Here is a 16,816-nt window from a genome sequence, read left to right as displayed (position 1 = left end):
GACCCCTATTTCGTGGGAGCTGGCAATGACCGAAGACGATGATGTCGTGGCTCGGAATAAGCGCGAAATGCGCCTCATGTACGGTGTCTCGGCGGGAATTGTGCTTCTCATCCTGGGTATCATGGGCGCCAACATGCTTTGGGGCCCTCATACCCCCGCCAACGCGCCAACGGACATGAGCAGCCAATCCCGAAGCGTGCCTTCGGCACCCAATTGATTGGCTGAAGCTACTGCGCCTTGATCCCGGCGAAGGCGATGACCTTCGCCCATGTGCCGGTTGTCGCCTCGATGAACGCGGCGAGTTCAACCGGCGTTGCCACAAAAGCCGTGCTGCCCAACGCCACGATGCGCTCTTGCATCACGGGCGTGGTCAGAATCGCGTTGATTTCCCTGTTGAGCTTGTCGATGACATCCGGCGGCGTGCTGCGCGGCGCGCCAAGCCCAAGCCATGCCGTCGCCTCGTATCCCGGAACGAAGCTGCCAAGCGCCGGCACCCCGGGCAGCGCCGCAACCGGCTCGGCGCTGGTCACCGCGAGGGCCCGCAACCTTCCCGCGTGGATGTGCGCGATCGCGGCCGGCGGATTGGGGAACATCAGCTGCACCTGCCCGCTCACGACGTCGGCGATCGCGGGCCCTTCACTGCGATAGGGCACATGCACCATGTCGACGCCGGCCATCATCTTGAACAGTTCGCCGGACAGGTGTGGCGCGGTGCCATTGCCGGACGAGGCCATCGCGATCTGGCCCGGGTTTGCTTTGGCATAGGCGATGAAGTCTGGAACGCTCTGCGCCGGCACCGACGGATTGACCACCATGAACAGCGGACCGCGGGTGACGCCCGCGACCGGCGTAAGATCGCGGATGAAATCGAAATTGAGCTTATCGTAGTAGGACGCGTTGATGGTGTTGGGCGTGCCCGTGGACAACAGCGTGTAGCCGTCGCCGGGCGATTTCGCGACCAGTTCGGCGCCGAGATTGCCGCCCGCGCCGGGCCGGTTCTCGACGATGAAGGGTTGCGCCAGCCGTTCTTGCAGTCGGGCGCCAATCAGCCGCATCAGGATGTCGCCGATCCCGCCCGGCGCGAAAGGCACGATGATCTTAACCGGCCGATTCGGGAAAACGTTTGCCAAGACGGAGCGCGGTGCAGAAGCGAACGAGACAGCTCCGACGCACAGGTGCAAAAATCGCCGCCGGTCAAAGCTCACCGAGACGCCCCTCCGGAAGACCAGCCGCCTTCGACGACGTCGATTTCTCAAGCGCGAAGCGGCGCATGAAAGACACGAGCATTTTCACCGCCGGTGACGAGTTGTTCGGGCGATATGCGAAAGCCACCGTCGAGATCGGTGCAGCGGTCGGCACAAAGTCGCGGAAGACGATGTTCGGGATGCCGATCTTCTCGAACGATTTCGCGACGATCGCAATTCCGTATCCCGCTGCCACATAGGCGAGACTCATGATCATGTCGTGAGTGCGCTTTTCGACTTTCGGGATAAAATTGCCAAGCGCTGCGATCGCCCTCGTATCGTCCCAGAATGCCAGCTCGAACACCGTCGGCGGATTGACAAAAATCTCATTCGTCAGCTCCGCCGGGTCGATGGATGCGTGCGCCGCCAAACGATGCTGTTGCGGCATGGCCAGCACCATCGGCTGTCGGAACACATCGATCCCGGCAATTCGTGGTGGAAATTTCAGCGGGCTGCGGACAAACCCGCAATCGAGCTCTTCCTGAACCAGCGCGGTATGCTGCTCCTCGACATTCATCATGTGCAGAAAGATTTCGATTCCAGGATTCTCATGCTGGAATTCGCCGATGAATTTCTGCACCAATCCGGACCAGACCACCGAGGGCATGAACCCGACCTCGATGCGGCCGACCTCGCCGCGTGCTGCCTGGCGGGCGACGGCCACCGCCTCCTTGGCTTCGCGCAGGACATTCCGGGCGCGGTCCAGCACGCGAAGGCCGGCTTCGGTCAGTTCGACATGGGTGTTGCCGCGCCGCTGTACGAGCTTGGCGCCGAGCTGCTGCTCGAGCTTCTTGATCTGCTGCGTGAGCGTCGGCGCACTGATTCCGAGATTCATCGCCGCGCGGCCGAAGTGCTGCTCTTCGGCAAGCCCCACGAAATAGCGAAACAACCGCGTTTCGATCTCAGTCATGTCGGGCCGCCATCAAACAAAGCTCCACGCGAGCCTGAGTGTGTCGGAACGGACGGCAGCTCAAGATAACTGTCAGTTCGCCGTATCGACCGAACAATCCTGCCCGGCGTGTTTTTGGAATTCGAGCTGAGCCATGCTCAGCAAATACGCGCCGACTTGAAATCCCCCTCGCTCGGCAAGCCTCGCGAGTTCGCCGCACATTTCTGCAATGTATTCCGCGTCTTCGCACGCCGGTTTTTTCAACACCACACCCCCAGACTAGCGTCCCCGACAACATCTTAGGTTGAACGGAGGTGTCGTGGCCATTGGGAACTTATTCCCCCGCAATACAACCTGAAACTGGTAATTCGCCGCATCAGGTTGCAGGCGCATTCCCACCTGCAGCGCCTTTCCTGACATTGGGCGACATTGGCTTTTTTCTCCGACCTCGCCATCTAACGGCTTCCAGGCGCCGCCACTTGGCGCGTCGCATCGAATCGGTTGACGGAGATCACGTGATGCCTGCTGTGCTGCGATCGCTGACGCTGCTGTTGGGCCTTTTTGCAGGTACAGCCACGGCGGCCTTCGCGGCCGACGAGCCCGACCTGATCTTCAAGCGCTCCACGGTCTTCAAATGGGTTTCACCCAACGACAAGCTTGCGACCTACGGACTCGACGATCCCTTGGTTGAAGGCGTCGCCTGCCATTTCACCGTGCCGGAGAAAGGCGGCTTCAAGGGCTGGGTCGGACTTGCCGAAGAGGTCTCCGACATCTCGCTCGCCTGCCGGCAGGTCGGACCGATCCGCTTCAAGGAGAAATTCGAGCAAGGCGACGACATGTTCCGCAAACGCCGCTCGCTGTTTTTCAAGAAGATGCAGATCGTGCGCGGCTGCGACACCAAGCGGAACGTGCTTGTCTACATGGTCTATTCCGACAGGGTGATCGAGGGCTCGCCGAAGAACTCGACCTCCTCGGTGCCGATCATGCCGTGGGGCAACGCCGACCAGATCCAGCGCTGTGCGGATTTCGCTCAATAACGGCACGACAGTTGGCGCGGCGAATAGCGCAGGCGAGCAAAAGCGGGTTGACGCGATCCGCGTTCTGATGCGAGGTTTGCTCCCGGTGGTTCCCGCAAGGGATCAAAAGGGAACGCGGTGCGTGTGCGCTTTGCACACAATGCCGCGGCTGCCCCCGCAACTGTAAGCGGCGAGTTTCCGCCCGATCATGCCACTGGGAATGTGAATTCCTGGGAAGGCGGGCGAAAACAGCGACCCGTGAGCCAGGAGATCTGCCACCAGCAATGGTCACGCGCGAGCGTGTCGGCCGGGGTGTGCCGATGCGACGACAACGACTGACGCTTCCTGCCCCTCAGGGGCGAAGGCAGGAACAAGTCAGCAGTCGCGGTGACGGTTAAGCGTTCGCCGTTGGACTGTGGCGTTATGATTTCCAAATCTGTTGGCTCCCTGCGTGCGCGTTCGCGCGCGTGGTTGCTTGGTGCGGGCTCGATCGTGCTGTTCGGGCCATCCCTGTTCCTGATGCAGAGTGATTTAAGTCCGGCTCTGGCACAAAGCGCAGAGCAGTCGCGGCGGACGCATTTGCCGCGCATTCAGGTGACCACCAAAAAGAAGAAAGCGGCCCGGCGGGGTGCCGAGCCAGCGCAGCGCGGACGCAATCCCCTGCCCGCCCCCATGCCCCCGCTGAGCCCAAGCGAAACGGCCAGAAGCCCGCTCAACACCAACATGGTCGCAGAAAGCGCGAGCCGGCTCGGGCTTACGCCGCGCCAGTCGCCGGCCAGCGTCGAGGTGGTCGACCAGCAGGCCATGCGCGAGCTTGGCGTTCGCACCACCGCCGAGGCTGCGAACGCCGCCACTGGCGTACTTGCTGTCGACGTGGCCGGTGCACCCGCCAACTTCTCGATGCGCGGTTTCAGCTTCGGCGAGGTGAACGTTCTCTACAACGGCATCTCGACCGGCCCGGCGAGCATCTCGGCGCGCACGATGGACACCGCGAACCTATCGCAGATCGAATTCCTCAAAGGCCCTTCCGCGCTGATGAGCGGGCTCAACGCGATCGGCGGATCGGTCAACTATGTCAGCCGCCAGCCGACCAGCGGCCCGATCCGGAGCGAACTCGACGTGTCGGTCGACTCGCTCGGCTCCACACGAACGCATTACGGCTCCGGCGGCAGCACCGCCCTGCCAGGGCTCGACTATCGCTTCGATGTGGCCGGTTCGCGCGTCAACGGTTTCATCAACGATTCCGACCGCGATCTCACCAACATAGCGGCACAGCTCGACTATCGCGCAAACAGTTCGTTCAAGATGTTCGCTGCTATCGAGTACAAAAGGGATGAAGGCCGCGCCTACTGGGGCACGCCTTTGGTACCGACGTCTTCCGCTGGATCAAATGCTGTTCGCGGCGTCGTGTCAGGCAGTGCAGTCAGCACCTTCGATGGCTCGACGATCGCGCCGGTGACGATCGATAGAAGAACACTCAAAACCAACTACAACGTCCTCGACAATTCAACCGCCGCCGAGGAGCTCTGGGTGCGCTCCGGCTTCGTGTGGACGCCGTACACCGATCTGACGGTCAAGAACCAGAGCTATTACTACCAAGCAAGACGCCACTGGCTCGACAGCGAAACCTACGCCTTCAACGGCACAACCAACACGATTGATCGTGACCGTTTCTTCGTCGGGCATGACCAGCGCCTGGTCGGCAACAACACCGACGTGGTCTGGGATACGCGGCTGTTCGGGCTGGAAAATCGCGCAGCGCTCGGGCTGCAGATGAGCCGCAACTGGCTGACCTTCAGCCAGCATGCCGGCGGCTTTCCGCAGGACACCGTCGACATCTTCAGCCCGGACCGCGGCACCTACGGTGACCTCCAGCCGGACAAGATTGGCAAGCGGCTCGATACGCTCGCTGTATCGGTCGAGGACCGGCTCAAGCTCACGAATTGGCTGTCGCTCATCGGCGGTCTTCGCTACGAGCACTTCGCGCTCAGCAGCGACCGCGTCAACTTCGACGGCACGTCCCCGCCGGCCTCTTTCTTCACGAAGGCGTGGAATCCCGTTTCCTACCGCGCGGGCGTGACCTTCGAGCCGATCCGCAACCTGATGTTTTATGCGATGACCGCAACGGCCTACGATCCCGCCGCGGCCGGCATCTTCTCCATCCGGCCGGGAACCTCGCTTGAGCTGACCGAAGCGCGCATTTACGAGACCGGCGTCAAGCACCTGTTCTGGGACAATCGGGCCGAGTGGACGTTCTCGGCCTACGACATCACGCGGCACAACGTGTATGTGGCGCTCACCAACGCGATCACCACACTCGCCGGCGAGGTCAACACTCGCGGCCTCGAATTCGCGGCGGCCGTGCGGCCGTTCGACGGCTGGAAATTCTGGGGCAATGTCGCTGTGACCGAGTCGCGCTACAAGGACTTCGACGTGTTCACCGGCAACACGCCGTCGAATGTCGCGCCGCTGATCATCAACGCGGGCGGATCGTATCGCTGGAACAAGTGGCGCTGGCCCGTCGAGGTCGGTGCCCAGGTGCGCCACGTCGGCCGACGCTACCTTTTCGAGGACGATACCACCGTGATGGAGCCCTATACCACCGCGGACCTGTTCGCCTACATCGACATTCCCGGCCGTGATCTCGACTTGCCGCAACTCGATAAGGCGCGTGTCAGCTTTCGGGTCCGCAACGTGACCGACAAGACCTATGCCGCGTTCTCCGATCCCGGCTACCCGGACCAGATCTATCTCGGCGCTCCGCGCACCTACGAGATTGCCACCTCGTTCAGGTGGTAGCTGCCAGGGCTCGCCGGTTCGGACGCCCGCGCGAGCCTCGCGCGGGCGGTTTTCCACCTCTGTTGGGCCCCTTGGACACCCATGCAAACGCAACTCTTGCTGCAATGCACAAAATAGGGCATTGTCCGGCCGGAATTGAACCGGGAATTCGACGATTCATGAGCAAAAACAACCAGCAAACCTGGAAAACCAAGTACGGTCCGCGCCGCGTACGCGTTGATGCGCCGACGCTTCAGGAGGCGATCACCGCCGCTCAGGGACTGTCCGACGACATCGATGAACAGGCCGACATCGCGGCCTCGCTGATGGGGGTTCCCCGTGAGGAGGCCCGCGCCGAGCTGCTCAAGCTCGCGCCGCCGCGCAGGGATGTCATCAAGACCGTAGCCTTCACCGGCCCGGCCTCGGCGCCGCGCACCGTCGTGGTGGAGCGCAAGCCCTCGCGCCGCATCATCCCGGCAGGAGCCGTGCGCGCCGGGCTGCGGTAGGCGACACACCGCTCCGTTACGGTGCCATGCTCAGCGCATGGCGCCGTGGCGGGCCCGCTCTCGCAACTGGTGAAAGCGAAGGCCCTTGGCTGCGACCTCGTGAGGGATGGCCTGATACTTGGCACGCAGCCGCCCGGTATGCTCGCCCGCGCGCGGTGCTGCTTCGTTAAGCAGCACGATCTGCCGCACGCAGATCCAGGACAGTCCGATCGCTTTGGCAACGACGAACAGGCGATCACAGTTCGGATCGAGGATCATGCGTTCAGTGTCGATTGCCGGAATCTGCCCGAACTCTGACACTGCGGTTACGACCGCTTCAAACTGACCCTGCCGGGCAAACGAGAGAATGTGCGCCTCCGACAGGCCGCCGGTTTCCTTCAGTGTTGCGATCTGCTTGCGTGCTTCGGCATAGGCCGTCGATCTCTCTTGCGAGGCCTCCTTAAGCCGTCGGCGCGCCAGACCGATGGCTGCCGCGACCTCCTCGGCCTTGGCTCCGCCCTCCGCTTCGAGTTGGCGGCGCACGGCTTCGGAGGCTTTCTCGAACAGCGCTACGAGATGCGGCCGCGGAATGTCCGGCCGGCTCCAAACCGCCGACGCGAGCCGCCGGTTGTCGTGCGCGCGCTCGACCATCGCGGTGTAGCCGCGCTCGGAGAGCACAGCTCCACCGTTCTGCGCCAACGCCATCACCACCTGATCATCGCCGCGATCGATCAGCACGTCAGTGACGCGCGACCCGATCATTTTGCGTGACGAGATCGCGATCAGGTGCTGCTGGCTGCGCATCCGGGCGCTGTCGAGGAGAAACTCCTCTTCGAGCGCCAGCGATTGCGTCAGAACCGGCCCCGCGACCGCGATCGCCGCGTCTCCCGCAAGGGTCATGATCACCTCGCGTGGCGCGTTGCCGATCGGTGCGAGCCTCTCGGACAGATAGACGCGGACCGCCTCGTCGACCTGGCCGACCATCTTCATGATCACGCTGTCGAACAGATCGACCTGTTCGCCCGAATAGCTGCCGTGCTGCGTCAGAAACAGATCGGCCACCTGCCGCACCACGCGGCCGCGTTCGCCGGCGCTGCGATTGCAGAGCACCTGGGTCAAAGCGCCGGAGATTTCTTCTGCCGTCTCGCTCATGAATTCTCGCTCTATGGATTCTCGATCGCGTCCCTTTATGAAGCAGCCTTTGTCTGTGCGGTGCCGACGTTCCTTCGATTCTCGTTGTGCTGCGTGCAAAGCCTTTGACCGCAATTGTCATAGCTCTGAAAATGCCAACATCCATTTGTCTCGAAGCGCGGTTCGGCAACCTGGTTAACCTTCGGCTAAGTCCGGTTCGGATTGCGACTGCTATCTCGCAAGGCCTCCGTATGCCGGTTCAGCGGTCGGCATTGCATGCCAGCCCGGCAGGCCCCTCGCCTGCGGCAAATGTCTCGTGTTAGCATTTGGGACAAGACTTGCAGGGGATAGGGAATGCCAGCGACGGCCAATGCGGCGGCAAGCCGCTCCGTGACCGGTTTATCCGGCGAAAGCATCATCAAGGAAATCAACTCAAGCGGCATCGAGTTCGTGATTTCGGTGCCCGATATCACCACCAGCGAAGGCCTGCTGCGGCCGCTGGCCAGGGGCGCCGGCCCACGGCTCGTCCGCATCTGCAAGGAGGACGAGGGCGTCGCCATCTGCGCGGGCCTGGCCTTCGCCGGCAAGCGCGGGCTTCTTTTGATCCAACAGACCGGACTCCTGGATTCCATCAATGCGATACGCGGCGTTGCGGTCGAGTATGGACTTCCGATCTGCATGATGGTCGGCCTCCTCGAAAAGGAGGTCGGCGTGATGCCGCGGCAGTCGAACCGCTACGGCGTGCGGATCGTCGAGCCGATCCTCGATGCCATGGGCATCGGCTATCACAACATCGAACAGCAGTCGGACGTGGCGAAGATCCGACCGGCCATCGAGGCCGCCTACAAGGATAGCAAACCGACCGTGATGCTGATTGGACAGAGGCCCGCATGATGGATCGCAAGGAATGCCTCAAGGCGATCGCCCGTCACGTCACGGAAACCGACATCGTGCTGCCGGTCTATTCGACTGCGTTCGACTGGATCGACATCCGGCCGAGCCCGCTCAACTATCCGTTTCATGGAGCCATGGGGCTCGCATCGTCGCATGCGCTCGGCGTCGCACTCGGCCGCCCGGACCGCCGCGTGATCGTGCTCGACGGCGACGGCAGTCTGCTGATGAACCTCGGCACGCTGGTCACGTCGGCCGAAGCCGCTCCCAAGAATCTCTATCACTTCGTCATGGAAAACGGCACCTATGAAGCAAATGGCGGTCATCCGATCCCGGGCCGTGGCGCGGTGAGCTTCGCGGGCATCGCCCGCTCGGCTGGGCATCAGAACGTTCACGAGTTCTCTGACCTCAAGGTGTTTGAGCAGCAGGCCGGTGCGATCCTGGCTGACCCCGGGCCGGTCTTCACGTGTCTGAGGATCGTGTCGAGCGGCGAGCAGCAGCGCGATTACAGCCGCCTGCATGGCGCTCACGTGCGCGAGGCGTTTCGCGACGCGCTCGGCGCCAAGTAATCCGTACGCCTAATCCGCACGCCGATCGTCCGAGACAAAAAAGCCCCGGCCGGAAGCCGGGGTTTTTTATTGCAAAATCCTATTTTCGAAGCTGCGGGGGCGGTGCCGTCAGATTTGCGGCCGACCCGGTTGTTTCGGCAGTCGGCGAATTCATCGCAGTTTGCGTATCACCGCCAGAGAGCAGCGCGAGAGCGAAAATGCCTGCGCACAGCAACAACAGCACGCCCGCTGCAGCCCATTGAATACGCTTCTCGTAGGCCCCCAGTTCGTCGAAGCCATTCCGTGGAACGTTGGAATCGTGATGGAAGTCGCTCATGACGTCCTCCTTGGTTCCCGCCTCCCGCCGCATTAAAAAAACGACATACCCTGTTGTCCGTTCCCACCTCGATCTGCGTTCGGATTCAATGGCCTATGCGCACATCGCGTTTGCGGCAATGCGGCAAACACGATGTGCGACGCCTTCGGTTTGGTCAGGGCTTGAACGCCTCGGTCGGCCGCATGCCGCCGACCACGATGCCGTTCCAGTTGCGGATTATTGGCCGCACAAACGGTTCAAGGGCAGCGCTGTCGACATCGTTGTTGAGGAGACGATCTAAAGCGGCCGCGACCATCACCTCGGCGGCTCGTCCGGCGCCGTCGTCGCTTTTCACCGCGATTCCGATACCGAGTTCCGGCAACGCTGCGCAGTAGACGCCCTCGGCGCCGGTCTTGAGAAACAGTCGAGCGCCGAACAGCGTCATCACGTCGGTGCAAAAACGTCCCGTGCCGGCGACGTGCCAAGGCCAGGTGGTGCAAGCCTCGCGCAGCCGCGCCGCGGCGTGCGCCCGCTCCGGAAGCATCCGTGCGCCGGTTGCGAAACGGGCGAAGGTCAGCGCCAGCGCGTCGAGCGGCAACGCCCAGGTTGGCACCGAGCAGCCGTCGACCGCGCAGACCTCTGGCGGCAGGGATGCACCGCTCAAGACCTCCAGTGTATCCCGCACCAGCCGCTGCACCGGATGCGACGGCTGCACATAACGTGTGGGATCGGCGTCGATCGAGCAGGCCAGGCAAAGAAAGCCCGCATGCTTTCCTGAACAGTTGTTGTGAACCGCTCTGGCCATGCCGCCGGCATGCGCCAAAGCCTGTGCCGAGGCCTGGTGGATCGGCCAATGCACGCCGCATTTCAGCGCGCCCTCATCGAGGGAAAGCCGTGCCAGCATCCGCTCGACCACCGCCACATGGCCAGGCTCGCCGCTATGCGACGCGCAGGCCAGCGCCAACTCCTCGGGACCGAAGCCGTAACGGTCGGCGGCGCCGCTCTCGACCAACGGCAGGGCCTGAATGGCCTTGATCGCGGAACGTGGAAATACCCGGCGCTTGACGTCGCCCAGCGCGAGCACCTTGCGGCCGTCGGCATCGACGGCCACCACCGCGCCAGCGTGGCGGCTCTCGACCGCCTCGCCACGCAGCACCTCGACCAAGACGGGGTTATTCATCCCAAATGCCGCAGAGGCGCCCCTTGCCACGATTGCGTCGAGAACCGATCTATACTGGCATCCTCATGACCACGGACGCCACTTCACCGGCAGCCCCGCCCCCGAGGCGCCGCCGCAAGCGCTTCATGCTCTCCTTCCTCATCATATTTCTACTTCCCGTCTTTGTCGGCGCCGGTGTGTTGGCTTACCGCGGCGGGCCCACCCGTTGGAGCGATTGGGACCGCACGGTGATGAGCCATCTGCCGCCGGCTGCGCAGCACCCGGACGCACGGATCCTCGTGATGTCGGGCCGCACCCGCGGCTGGAAGGGCGTGGTTGCGGTCCACAGCTGGGTCGTGGTCAAGGGTGAAAACGAACGCGCCTGGCGGCGCTATGACGTCGCCGGTTGGGGCAGCCCCGTGCGGCTGAACTGGTGGCCTCCGGACCTGTGGTTCGGCGAATACGGCCAGGTGGTGGTTGACATCTCCGGCCCCCGCGCGAAGGCGCTGATCCCGCGCGTCGACGCCGCGATCCGGGGCTATCAGTATTCCCACGAAGGCGACTACCGTATCTGGCCGGGGCCCAACAGCAACACCTTCATTGCCACGATCCTGCGCACCATCCCGGAGGCCGAGGCGCAGTTGCCGTCCAACGCCATCGGGCGCGACTTTCGGCCATGGCCTTACGCCGGCTTGACCGGCAGCCGGACCGGCATCGAGGCGAGCCTGTGGGGCCTTCTGGGCATCAAGATTGGCTGGGTGGAAGGCGTGGAACTCAACGTACTCGGCCTTGTCGCGGGTCTCGATTTGCGCGATCCAGGTATCAAGCTTCCAGCGTTCGGCCGGATCGGCTGGCCGCAGACCACCGCGACGGCCGCAACGCAAGGCGCACGATAGGCGCCCAACACGGATCACGACAATGCACTCACACTCGATGGAGCGCTGGACCCACGATCACGTCTATCTGGGTCGCGATCACGCCCGCAACGAGCGCCGCACCTGGTTCGTGGTGGCGCTCACCGCCGGAATGATGGTGGTGGAGATCGTCGCGGGCGTCGCCTTCGGCTCGATGGCGCTGCTCGCCGACGGCCTGCATATGATGACGCACGCCGGCGCGCTGACCATTGCGGCGCTGGCCTATCTCTACGCGCGGCGCCACGCTCGCGATCCGGGCTTCAGCTTCGGCACCGGCAAGATCGGCGATCTCGCAAGCTTCGGCAGCGCCGTGATCCTCGGCGTCGTCGCGCTGGCGGTCGGCTATGAGTCGCTGATGCGGCTCTACAGCCCGGTCGCGATCAGATTCGACGAGGCGATTCCGATCGCCGTGGTCGGTCTTCTGGTCAATATCGCAAGCGCCTGGCTGCTCGGCGGCGATCACGATCATGGCCACTCGCATGGCCACGGCCACGCGCATGATCATGACCACGATCATGACGAGCACGATGATCACGACCATGACCACGATCATCATCACGGCGATCTGCATCGCGACCACAATCTGAGCTCGGCCTATTTCCACGTGCTCGCCGACGCGGCGACGTCCGTGCTGGCGATCGCGGCGCTGCTCGCCGGCCGCTACTACGGGCTGAACTGGCTCGATCCGATCATGGGAGTCGCTGGCGCGATCCTGGTTGGACAATGGTCGATCAATCTGATGCGCGCCTCAGGCGCGGTGCTGACCGACGCTGTGCCCGATCCGGGCCTCGCCCAGAAAATTCGCGAAAAGCTCGAGATCGGCGACGACCGCGTCGCTGATCTGCATCTCTGGCGACTGGGTCCCGGCCACACGGCTGTGGTGGTCACGATCGTCAGCGACGAGCCGGGGGAGCCGCGGCACTACAAGGAGAGACTGCACGGGTTGCCAAGCCTGTCGCACATCACCGTCGAAGTGCAGCTCTGCCCGCATCACGGGCGCGAACCCGGCCTTGCCGCCTGAGCCGCTGGCATCAACCCGTTTTCAAGCTCCGCTCGGCAAGCTTGCGATCGTAATCGAGCACGGCCTGCAGCAGCACCTGCGCGCCCTTGGCGCACTGCTCCTTGGACGAGAACTCGGCCTCGTTGTGGCTGATGCCGTCGCGGCACGGCACGAAGATCATCGCCGACGGTGCGACGCGTGAGACGTAGGCCGCATCGTGCCCCGCGCCAGAGACGATCTCGCGCGCGCTGTATCCGGAAAGCTCGGCGGCACTTCGGACTGCAGCGACACAGTCGGGATCGAACCTGACCACCGGCTGCTCCCAGATCGTCTTGCCCTCGCAATCAAGACCGAGATCATCGCTGATGATCTGGAGATGGTCGTAGAACTCCTCCTGCATCTCCTGGACGGCGTCATCGTCGGGATGCCGCAGGTCGACGGTGAAGAACACATCGCCTGGAACGACGTTGCGCGAATTCGGCCGGTTCTCGATCAGCCCCACGGTTGCAACGCCGGGCGCATACTTTTGGCCGATGCGGTCCACCGCTTCGATCATCCGCGCGGCGCCAACGAGCGCATTCTTCCGCAGATGCATCGGCGTCGCGCCGGTGTGGGCATCCTGACCGGCGAGTATCACCTCGTACCAGCGCATCGCCTGCACGCCGGTGACGATGCCGATGTCTTTGCCCTCCGCTTCGAGGAGCGGACCCTGCTCGATGTGCAACTCGAAGAACGCCGACAGCGCATGCTCGCCGCAGGATTCAGCTCCGCGATAGCCGATCGCGTCGAGCGCCTCGGCAAAGGTCACGCCGTCGCGGTCCTTCTGCGACTGCGCAAAGTCCTTTGCGAGCGCCTTGGAAAAAACGCCCGAGGCGACCATGGCAGGCGCGAAACGCGAGCCTTCCTCATTGGTCCAGTTCACCACCTCGATCGGCGCATAGGTCTCGTAACCGGCCTCGACCAGAGTCCGCAACGCTTCCAGCGCGGAGAGCACGCCCAGCACGCCATCGAACTTGCCGCCTGTCGGCTGCGTGTCGAGATGGCTGCCGATGGCGATCGGCGGCACGTCGGCGGTGCCGGCGCGGCGGGCGAACATTGCGCCCATGTCATCGACCGTCATGGTGCAGCCGAGTTGTTCGGCGCGTGCCTTGAACCAGTCGCGCACCTGGCGGTCGAGGTCGGTCAGCGTCAGGCGGCAGATGCCGCCCTTCGCCGTGCCGCCGATGGCAGCGGTCTCCATGATCTCGCCCCATAGCCGCTCGGCATCGATGGCGAGATTGCGCATGGAGATACTCAGGAGGCCACGCGGGCTCGCTGCGCCGGCGACCACATCTTGGGACCGGCGCGCAGATACTGCGGCGCCCGCACCACGTCGGCGCCGAGCTCGGCGCCCGCATGCCAGCCCCAGCGCGGATCGTCGAGCATGCCGCGGCCGAGCGCCACCATGTCGGCTTTGCCTTCGGCAACGATGCTTTCGGCCTGCGCCGGCGCGGTGATCATGCCGACGACGCGGGTGGTGATGCCGGCCTCTTTCCTGATCCGCTCGGCGATCGGCACGTTGTAGCCGGGCGTCGTGGGCGTGCGGGTGTCGGCGGTGACGCCGCCCGATGAGACGTCGATGTAGTCGAGCCCATCGGTCTTGAGCGCCTTGGCATAGGCCACGGCGTCATCGGGTGTGAGCCCGTCATCGCGCCAGTCGGCACCGGTGATGCGGGCGCCGAGCGCAATGCTCTTCGGCACCGCCTCGCGCACCGCGCACGCGATCTCGCGGCCGAGCCGCATGCGGTTCTCCAACGACCCGCCGTACTGGTCGGTGCGCTGGTTGGAGACCGGCGACAGGAACGAATGAGCCAGATAGCCGTGGGCGTAGTGCAGCTCGATGGCATCAAAGCCGATGCGGACCGCGCGCTTGGCCGAGTTGACGAAGGCGCCGCGCACATGGGCGATGTCCTCGAGCGTCGCCGCTCGCGGCACGTGCCAGCCCTGGCCGAACGGCAGCGCCGACGGCGCCACGGTCTCCCAGGGGTCCTGGCCCGCCTTCAGGGCTCCGGCGCCTTCCCAGGGCCGTTGCGACGAGGCCTTACGGCCGGCATGGGCGATCTGAATGCCCCATTTGGCGGTCCCGGCACGCCGGCAATGCTCGATGACGCGCTGAAGTGCCGCCTCGTTGTGGTCGCTGTAGAGCCCAACACAGCCGTGGGTAATACGACCGGCCCGCTCCACATGGGTGGCCTCGACGATCACGAGGCCGGCGCCGCAGTTGGACAGCATTCCCAGATGGGCCATGTGCCAGTCGGTCACGCTGCCGTCATCGGCGCTGTACTGGCACATCGGCGAGACCACAATGCGATTGGACAGCTCGGCCGGACCGAGCTTCAGAGACGAAAACAGAGAGGACATGGAGGACCCTTCGATGAACAAACCGCGATCATAGCGGCGGGAAAGAGAGCGGCAAGCAGGCCACTGAACCAGTCCTGAGCGGCTCCAAGCGGCTCGCAACAGTGTTTCGGACGTGTCTTGCCGAAAATTCTCCCACATTGCGCCCCGTTGCCGTCCCGAACCTTTGTTCCATAGGAGCACGGGGTTTCGAGCCGAGGGGATTTATTCATGCTGCGGAGATTCTTCCACTCCCAGTTCGCTGCCAAGCTGTTTTGCGAATTGCTGCCAGCCACCATCGCGAGTGCCATCGGCGCCTACCTGATCAACAATTACTTCAAGCCGCCCGCGCCGCAGCCCCAGAGCAACGCCGAACTGGTGCAGATCATGCGAGAGCAGCAGGCGTTGCTGGCCGACTACCTCAAGAAGTCGACCGAGGCTCACCAGCGCGCCGACCAGGCGGTCGCTCAAGAGACCGACAAGCTGAAGACCGCCGAGCGCGACGCGATCCAAGCCTTGCGTGAAGCCAAGGCCGCCGAATTGCGCGCGCTCGCTGCCGCGGTCACCCGCGCCGGCGAAGCCTCCGAGAGGAAGCTCGCCAAGGCCGCTGCCGGCCCCGCAACGGTCGCTGCGCTTCCGGCGCAATGGCCGCAGATCGACAGGGCACAAACCGAGAGGCCGCGCCTCGACAAGAGCCAGACCGAAAGAGCGATGGCCAGTGAGCCGTTGCAGTTGCATCAGGCGGTGACCACCGCGCCGCTGCCGCCAATCGCCGCGCAGGGCCCCGTTCAGGCGCAGCCCCAAATCCATACTCAGGCTGCGGTCCAGCAGACCGATCCGTCGGCCGAGCCGAGCGAGCATGGCGTGGTGGCGAAAGTGAAGAGCACGGTCTCGACACTCGAGCGCCTGCCCTCGCGAATGTTGAACTGGTTTTCCGACACCGTCGTGCCGCCCCGGCCGCCCGTCGACCTGCCGCCGCGCCAATTCATGAAGGCGGCGATGTAGCTTTGGCAGCATCGTTCTGATGCCCGCGCGAAGCGGCAGTTGGTTCGGACCGCTTCACCCCGAAAGCGGACTTGGCCATGCGCCCTCGCGATGTCAGCGAAGTGCCATAAGCAGACATCACTCGATCGCCCCGACCGCAAGGCTAAGCAGCAAGGACGGTGCGACCAGCCAAATGCCGCAGCGGTCATTTCGATCGCATCATCGGCAGACAAATGGGAGGCCGCGTTTGAAGCGGCCTCCTGCGACGTAAAGCCCGCAATCAAGGCGAGGCTGCGCGAAGCGCTACACCGTTCGTATCGTGTTCACTTGGAGCGTTTCCACGCAACCTCGATTTGGGCCCCGCTCGTAACCGAGGTCGGATTACGGTATTTCATTTCGTTGCCACTTATCGATGTAACGACGCGCTTCTGGTCCATTCCCATCTGATTGACCAATGTGGTTCCTGTGAGCTTCAGGTTTATCGTTTTATCAGCCTCGTTCACCGTGTAGGTGCCGTAGTAAGCAATCGCGCCCTTCGTGATCGCCTGTGCCTCGTCGGTTGTCGGCTTCTCAGGGTCACCTGCAGCTATTTTCGGCAAATCCGGTCGCATGATAATCAACGAGAAGTTCCCGTCCGCATCAAAGGTGTTGATGCCTTTGGGGCTGCTTCCAAATCGGTGGTTCTTGCTGCCATCTTTCAACGTTTGCTCCCATGAGACGAGAGTCCATGATCCTACGATCTGATCTTTCAGACTTTTCTGCTGACCGATGGCGCCACTTGGCAGTGAAGCAAGCGCAAATGCTGAGATGGCGAACATGCTGCAAATTCGTTTCATGGTGATCTCCCAAATTGGTTGAACGCTCACCAGACTCTCGGGCCAAGGTGAGCATGGACTACAAGGCGAAGCTGGAATGGGAGTGAAGCGCCCACCGATGGCACCATCGCTGCCGTTTAAAAAAGGGCTTCGGCGTCACCCGTTGGCAGCTCACAGAAAATTTCTAATATTTACAAGTTCAGGATAGCAAATCGATTGAACGAACAGAAGCGCGCCGCCGTTTGCCGATTGCGCTCAGTCAGCAGAAGG

The 16,816-nt window shown here is 63.3% G+C and carries 18 protein-coding genes and 1 riboswitch; of the genes, 9 read left to right on the top strand and 9 right to left on the bottom strand.

Annotation, left to right across the window (positions count from 1 at the left end; translation table 11 throughout):
• Positions 1 to 25: 25 nt before the first annotated feature.
• Positions 26 to 217: a hypothetical protein gene (locus RHPLAN_RS15530; RefSeq protein ID WP_068019620.1), complete on the top strand. Its 192-nt coding sequence runs from the start codon at positions 26 to 28 to the stop codon at positions 215 to 217.
• A gap of 10 nt (positions 218 to 227) precedes the next feature.
• Here RHPLAN_RS15530 and RHPLAN_RS15525 read toward each other — a convergent pair whose 3' ends face one another.
• From RHPLAN_RS15525 to RHPLAN_RS39380, 3 genes are all read right to left on the bottom strand, one after another.
• Positions 228 to 1,091 carry a tripartite tricarboxylate transporter substrate binding protein gene (locus RHPLAN_RS15525; RefSeq protein ID WP_237180149.1) on the bottom strand — a complete coding sequence of 288 codons (864 nt, stop codon included), beginning with the start codon at positions 1,089 to 1,091 and terminating at the stop codon, positions 228 to 230.
• A gap of 103 nt (positions 1,092 to 1,194) precedes the next feature.
• The gene (locus tag RHPLAN_RS15520; RefSeq protein ID WP_442971831.1) at positions 1,195 to 2,079 is read right to left on the bottom strand and encodes a LysR family transcriptional regulator; all 885 of its coding nucleotides are present in this window, start codon (positions 2,077 to 2,079) and stop codon (positions 1,195 to 1,197) included.
• 147 nt (positions 2,080 to 2,226) lie between these two features.
• Positions 2,227 to 2,397, bottom strand: coding sequence for a hypothetical protein (locus RHPLAN_RS39380; protein ID WP_157100286.1), 171 nt, complete (start codon positions 2,395 to 2,397; stop codon positions 2,227 to 2,229).
• A 254-nt stretch (positions 2,398 to 2,651) separates the two neighbouring features.
• On the opposite strand from RHPLAN_RS39380, the gene RHPLAN_RS15515 reads away from it, so the two are divergent.
• The 3 genes from RHPLAN_RS15515 to RHPLAN_RS15505 all read left to right on the top strand — a co-directional run bounded on the left by RHPLAN_RS15515 (position 2,652) and on the right by RHPLAN_RS15505 (position 6,433).
• Positions 2,652 to 3,170: a CreA family protein gene (locus tag RHPLAN_RS15515; protein WP_068031274.1), complete on the top strand. Its 519-nt coding sequence runs from the start codon at positions 2,652 to 2,654 to the stop codon at positions 3,168 to 3,170.
• 69 nt (positions 3,171 to 3,239) lie between these two features.
• A riboswitch (cobalamin riboswitch) is annotated at positions 3,240 to 3,443 on the top strand.
• 429 nt (positions 3,444 to 3,872) lie between these two features.
• Positions 3,873 to 5,948 (top strand): TonB-dependent receptor, encoded by a 2,076-nt coding sequence (locus tag RHPLAN_RS15510; protein ID WP_237180148.1) that lies wholly within the window; start codon positions 3,873 to 3,875, stop codon positions 5,946 to 5,948.
• A gap of 158 nt (positions 5,949 to 6,106) precedes the next feature.
• Positions 6,107 to 6,433 carry a hypothetical protein gene (locus RHPLAN_RS15505; RefSeq protein ID WP_068019614.1) on the top strand — a complete coding sequence of 109 codons (327 nt, stop codon included), beginning with the start codon at positions 6,107 to 6,109 and terminating at the stop codon, positions 6,431 to 6,433.
• 30 nt (positions 6,434 to 6,463) lie between these two features.
• Here RHPLAN_RS15505 and RHPLAN_RS15500 read toward each other — a convergent pair whose 3' ends face one another.
• Positions 6,464 to 7,564, bottom strand: a complete 1,101-nt coding sequence (locus RHPLAN_RS15500; RefSeq protein ID WP_068019612.1) for a DUF2336 domain-containing protein — start codon at positions 7,562 to 7,564, stop codon at positions 6,464 to 6,466.
• A gap of 333 nt (positions 7,565 to 7,897) precedes the next feature.
• Here RHPLAN_RS15500 and RHPLAN_RS15495 point away from each other — a divergent pair, with 333 nt between their 5' ends.
• Positions 7,898 to 8,437 carry a decarboxylase gene (locus RHPLAN_RS15495; RefSeq protein ID WP_068019609.1) on the top strand — a complete coding sequence of 180 codons (540 nt, stop codon included), beginning with the start codon at positions 7,898 to 7,900 and terminating at the stop codon, positions 8,435 to 8,437.
• The gene (locus RHPLAN_RS15490; RefSeq protein WP_068019608.1) at positions 8,434 to 9,003 is read left to right on the top strand and encodes a thiamine pyrophosphate-dependent enzyme; all 570 of its coding nucleotides are present in this window, start codon (positions 8,434 to 8,436) and stop codon (positions 9,001 to 9,003) included. The genes RHPLAN_RS15495 and RHPLAN_RS15490 overlap by 4 nt, the downstream gene beginning before the upstream one ends.
• Before the next feature lie 79 nt (positions 9,004 to 9,082).
• Here RHPLAN_RS15490 and RHPLAN_RS15485 read toward each other — a convergent pair whose 3' ends face one another.
• Positions 9,083 to 9,319, bottom strand: a complete 237-nt coding sequence (locus tag RHPLAN_RS15485) for a hypothetical protein (protein WP_157100285.1) — start codon at positions 9,317 to 9,319, stop codon at positions 9,083 to 9,085.
• Between the two features lie 154 nt (positions 9,320 to 9,473).
• Positions 9,474 to 10,478, bottom strand: coding sequence for an asparaginase (locus RHPLAN_RS15480; RefSeq protein WP_068019606.1), 1,005 nt, complete (start codon positions 10,476 to 10,478; stop codon positions 9,474 to 9,476).
• A gap of 230 nt (positions 10,479 to 10,708) precedes the next feature.
• Here RHPLAN_RS15480 and RHPLAN_RS15475 point away from each other — a divergent pair, with 230 nt between their 5' ends.
• Both RHPLAN_RS15475 and dmeF read left to right on the top strand, forming a co-directional pair.
• Complete coding sequence (locus tag RHPLAN_RS15475; protein WP_068019603.1) at positions 10,709 to 11,353, top strand: DUF3750 domain-containing protein; 645 nt, start codon at positions 10,709 to 10,711, stop codon at positions 11,351 to 11,353.
• 22 nt (positions 11,354 to 11,375) lie between these two features.
• Positions 11,376 to 12,392, top strand: coding sequence for a CDF family Co(II)/Ni(II) efflux transporter DmeF (gene dmeF / locus RHPLAN_RS15470; RefSeq protein ID WP_068019602.1), 1,017 nt, complete (start codon positions 11,376 to 11,378; stop codon positions 12,390 to 12,392).
• 10 nt (positions 12,393 to 12,402) lie between these two features.
• Here dmeF and RHPLAN_RS15465 read toward each other — a convergent pair whose 3' ends face one another.
• Positions 12,403 to 13,656: a Zn-dependent hydrolase gene (locus RHPLAN_RS15465; RefSeq protein ID WP_068031267.1), complete on the bottom strand. Its 1,254-nt coding sequence runs from the start codon at positions 13,654 to 13,656 to the stop codon at positions 12,403 to 12,405.
• 8 nt (positions 13,657 to 13,664) lie between these two features.
• On the bottom strand, positions 13,665 to 14,771 hold the full coding sequence (locus RHPLAN_RS15460) for an NADH:flavin oxidoreductase/NADH oxidase (RefSeq protein ID WP_068031264.1): 1,107 nt from the start codon (positions 14,769 to 14,771) through the stop codon (positions 13,665 to 13,667).
• Between the two features lie 207 nt (positions 14,772 to 14,978).
• Between RHPLAN_RS15460 and RHPLAN_RS15455 the strand changes: the two genes are divergently transcribed.
• On the top strand, positions 14,979 to 15,752 hold the full coding sequence (locus RHPLAN_RS15455; protein ID WP_068019601.1) for a hypothetical protein: 774 nt from the start codon (positions 14,979 to 14,981) through the stop codon (positions 15,750 to 15,752).
• 302 nt (positions 15,753 to 16,054) lie between these two features.
• Here the strand turns inward: RHPLAN_RS15455 and RHPLAN_RS15450 are convergent, their stop codons facing one another.
• The gene (locus tag RHPLAN_RS15450; RefSeq protein WP_084244948.1) at positions 16,055 to 16,567 is read right to left on the bottom strand and encodes a lipocalin-like domain-containing protein; all 513 of its coding nucleotides are present in this window, start codon (positions 16,565 to 16,567) and stop codon (positions 16,055 to 16,057) included.
• Between the last annotated feature and the right edge of the window lie 249 nt (positions 16,568 to 16,816).

The sequence above is a fragment of the Rhodoplanes sp. Z2-YC6860 genome, assembly GCF_001579845.1.
Lineage (GTDB): Bacteria > Pseudomonadota > Alphaproteobacteria > Rhizobiales > Xanthobacteraceae > Z2-YC6860.
The sequence above is the reverse complement of the archived record's forward strand: the minus strand, read 5'-3'. Positions and strand labels throughout refer to the sequence as shown.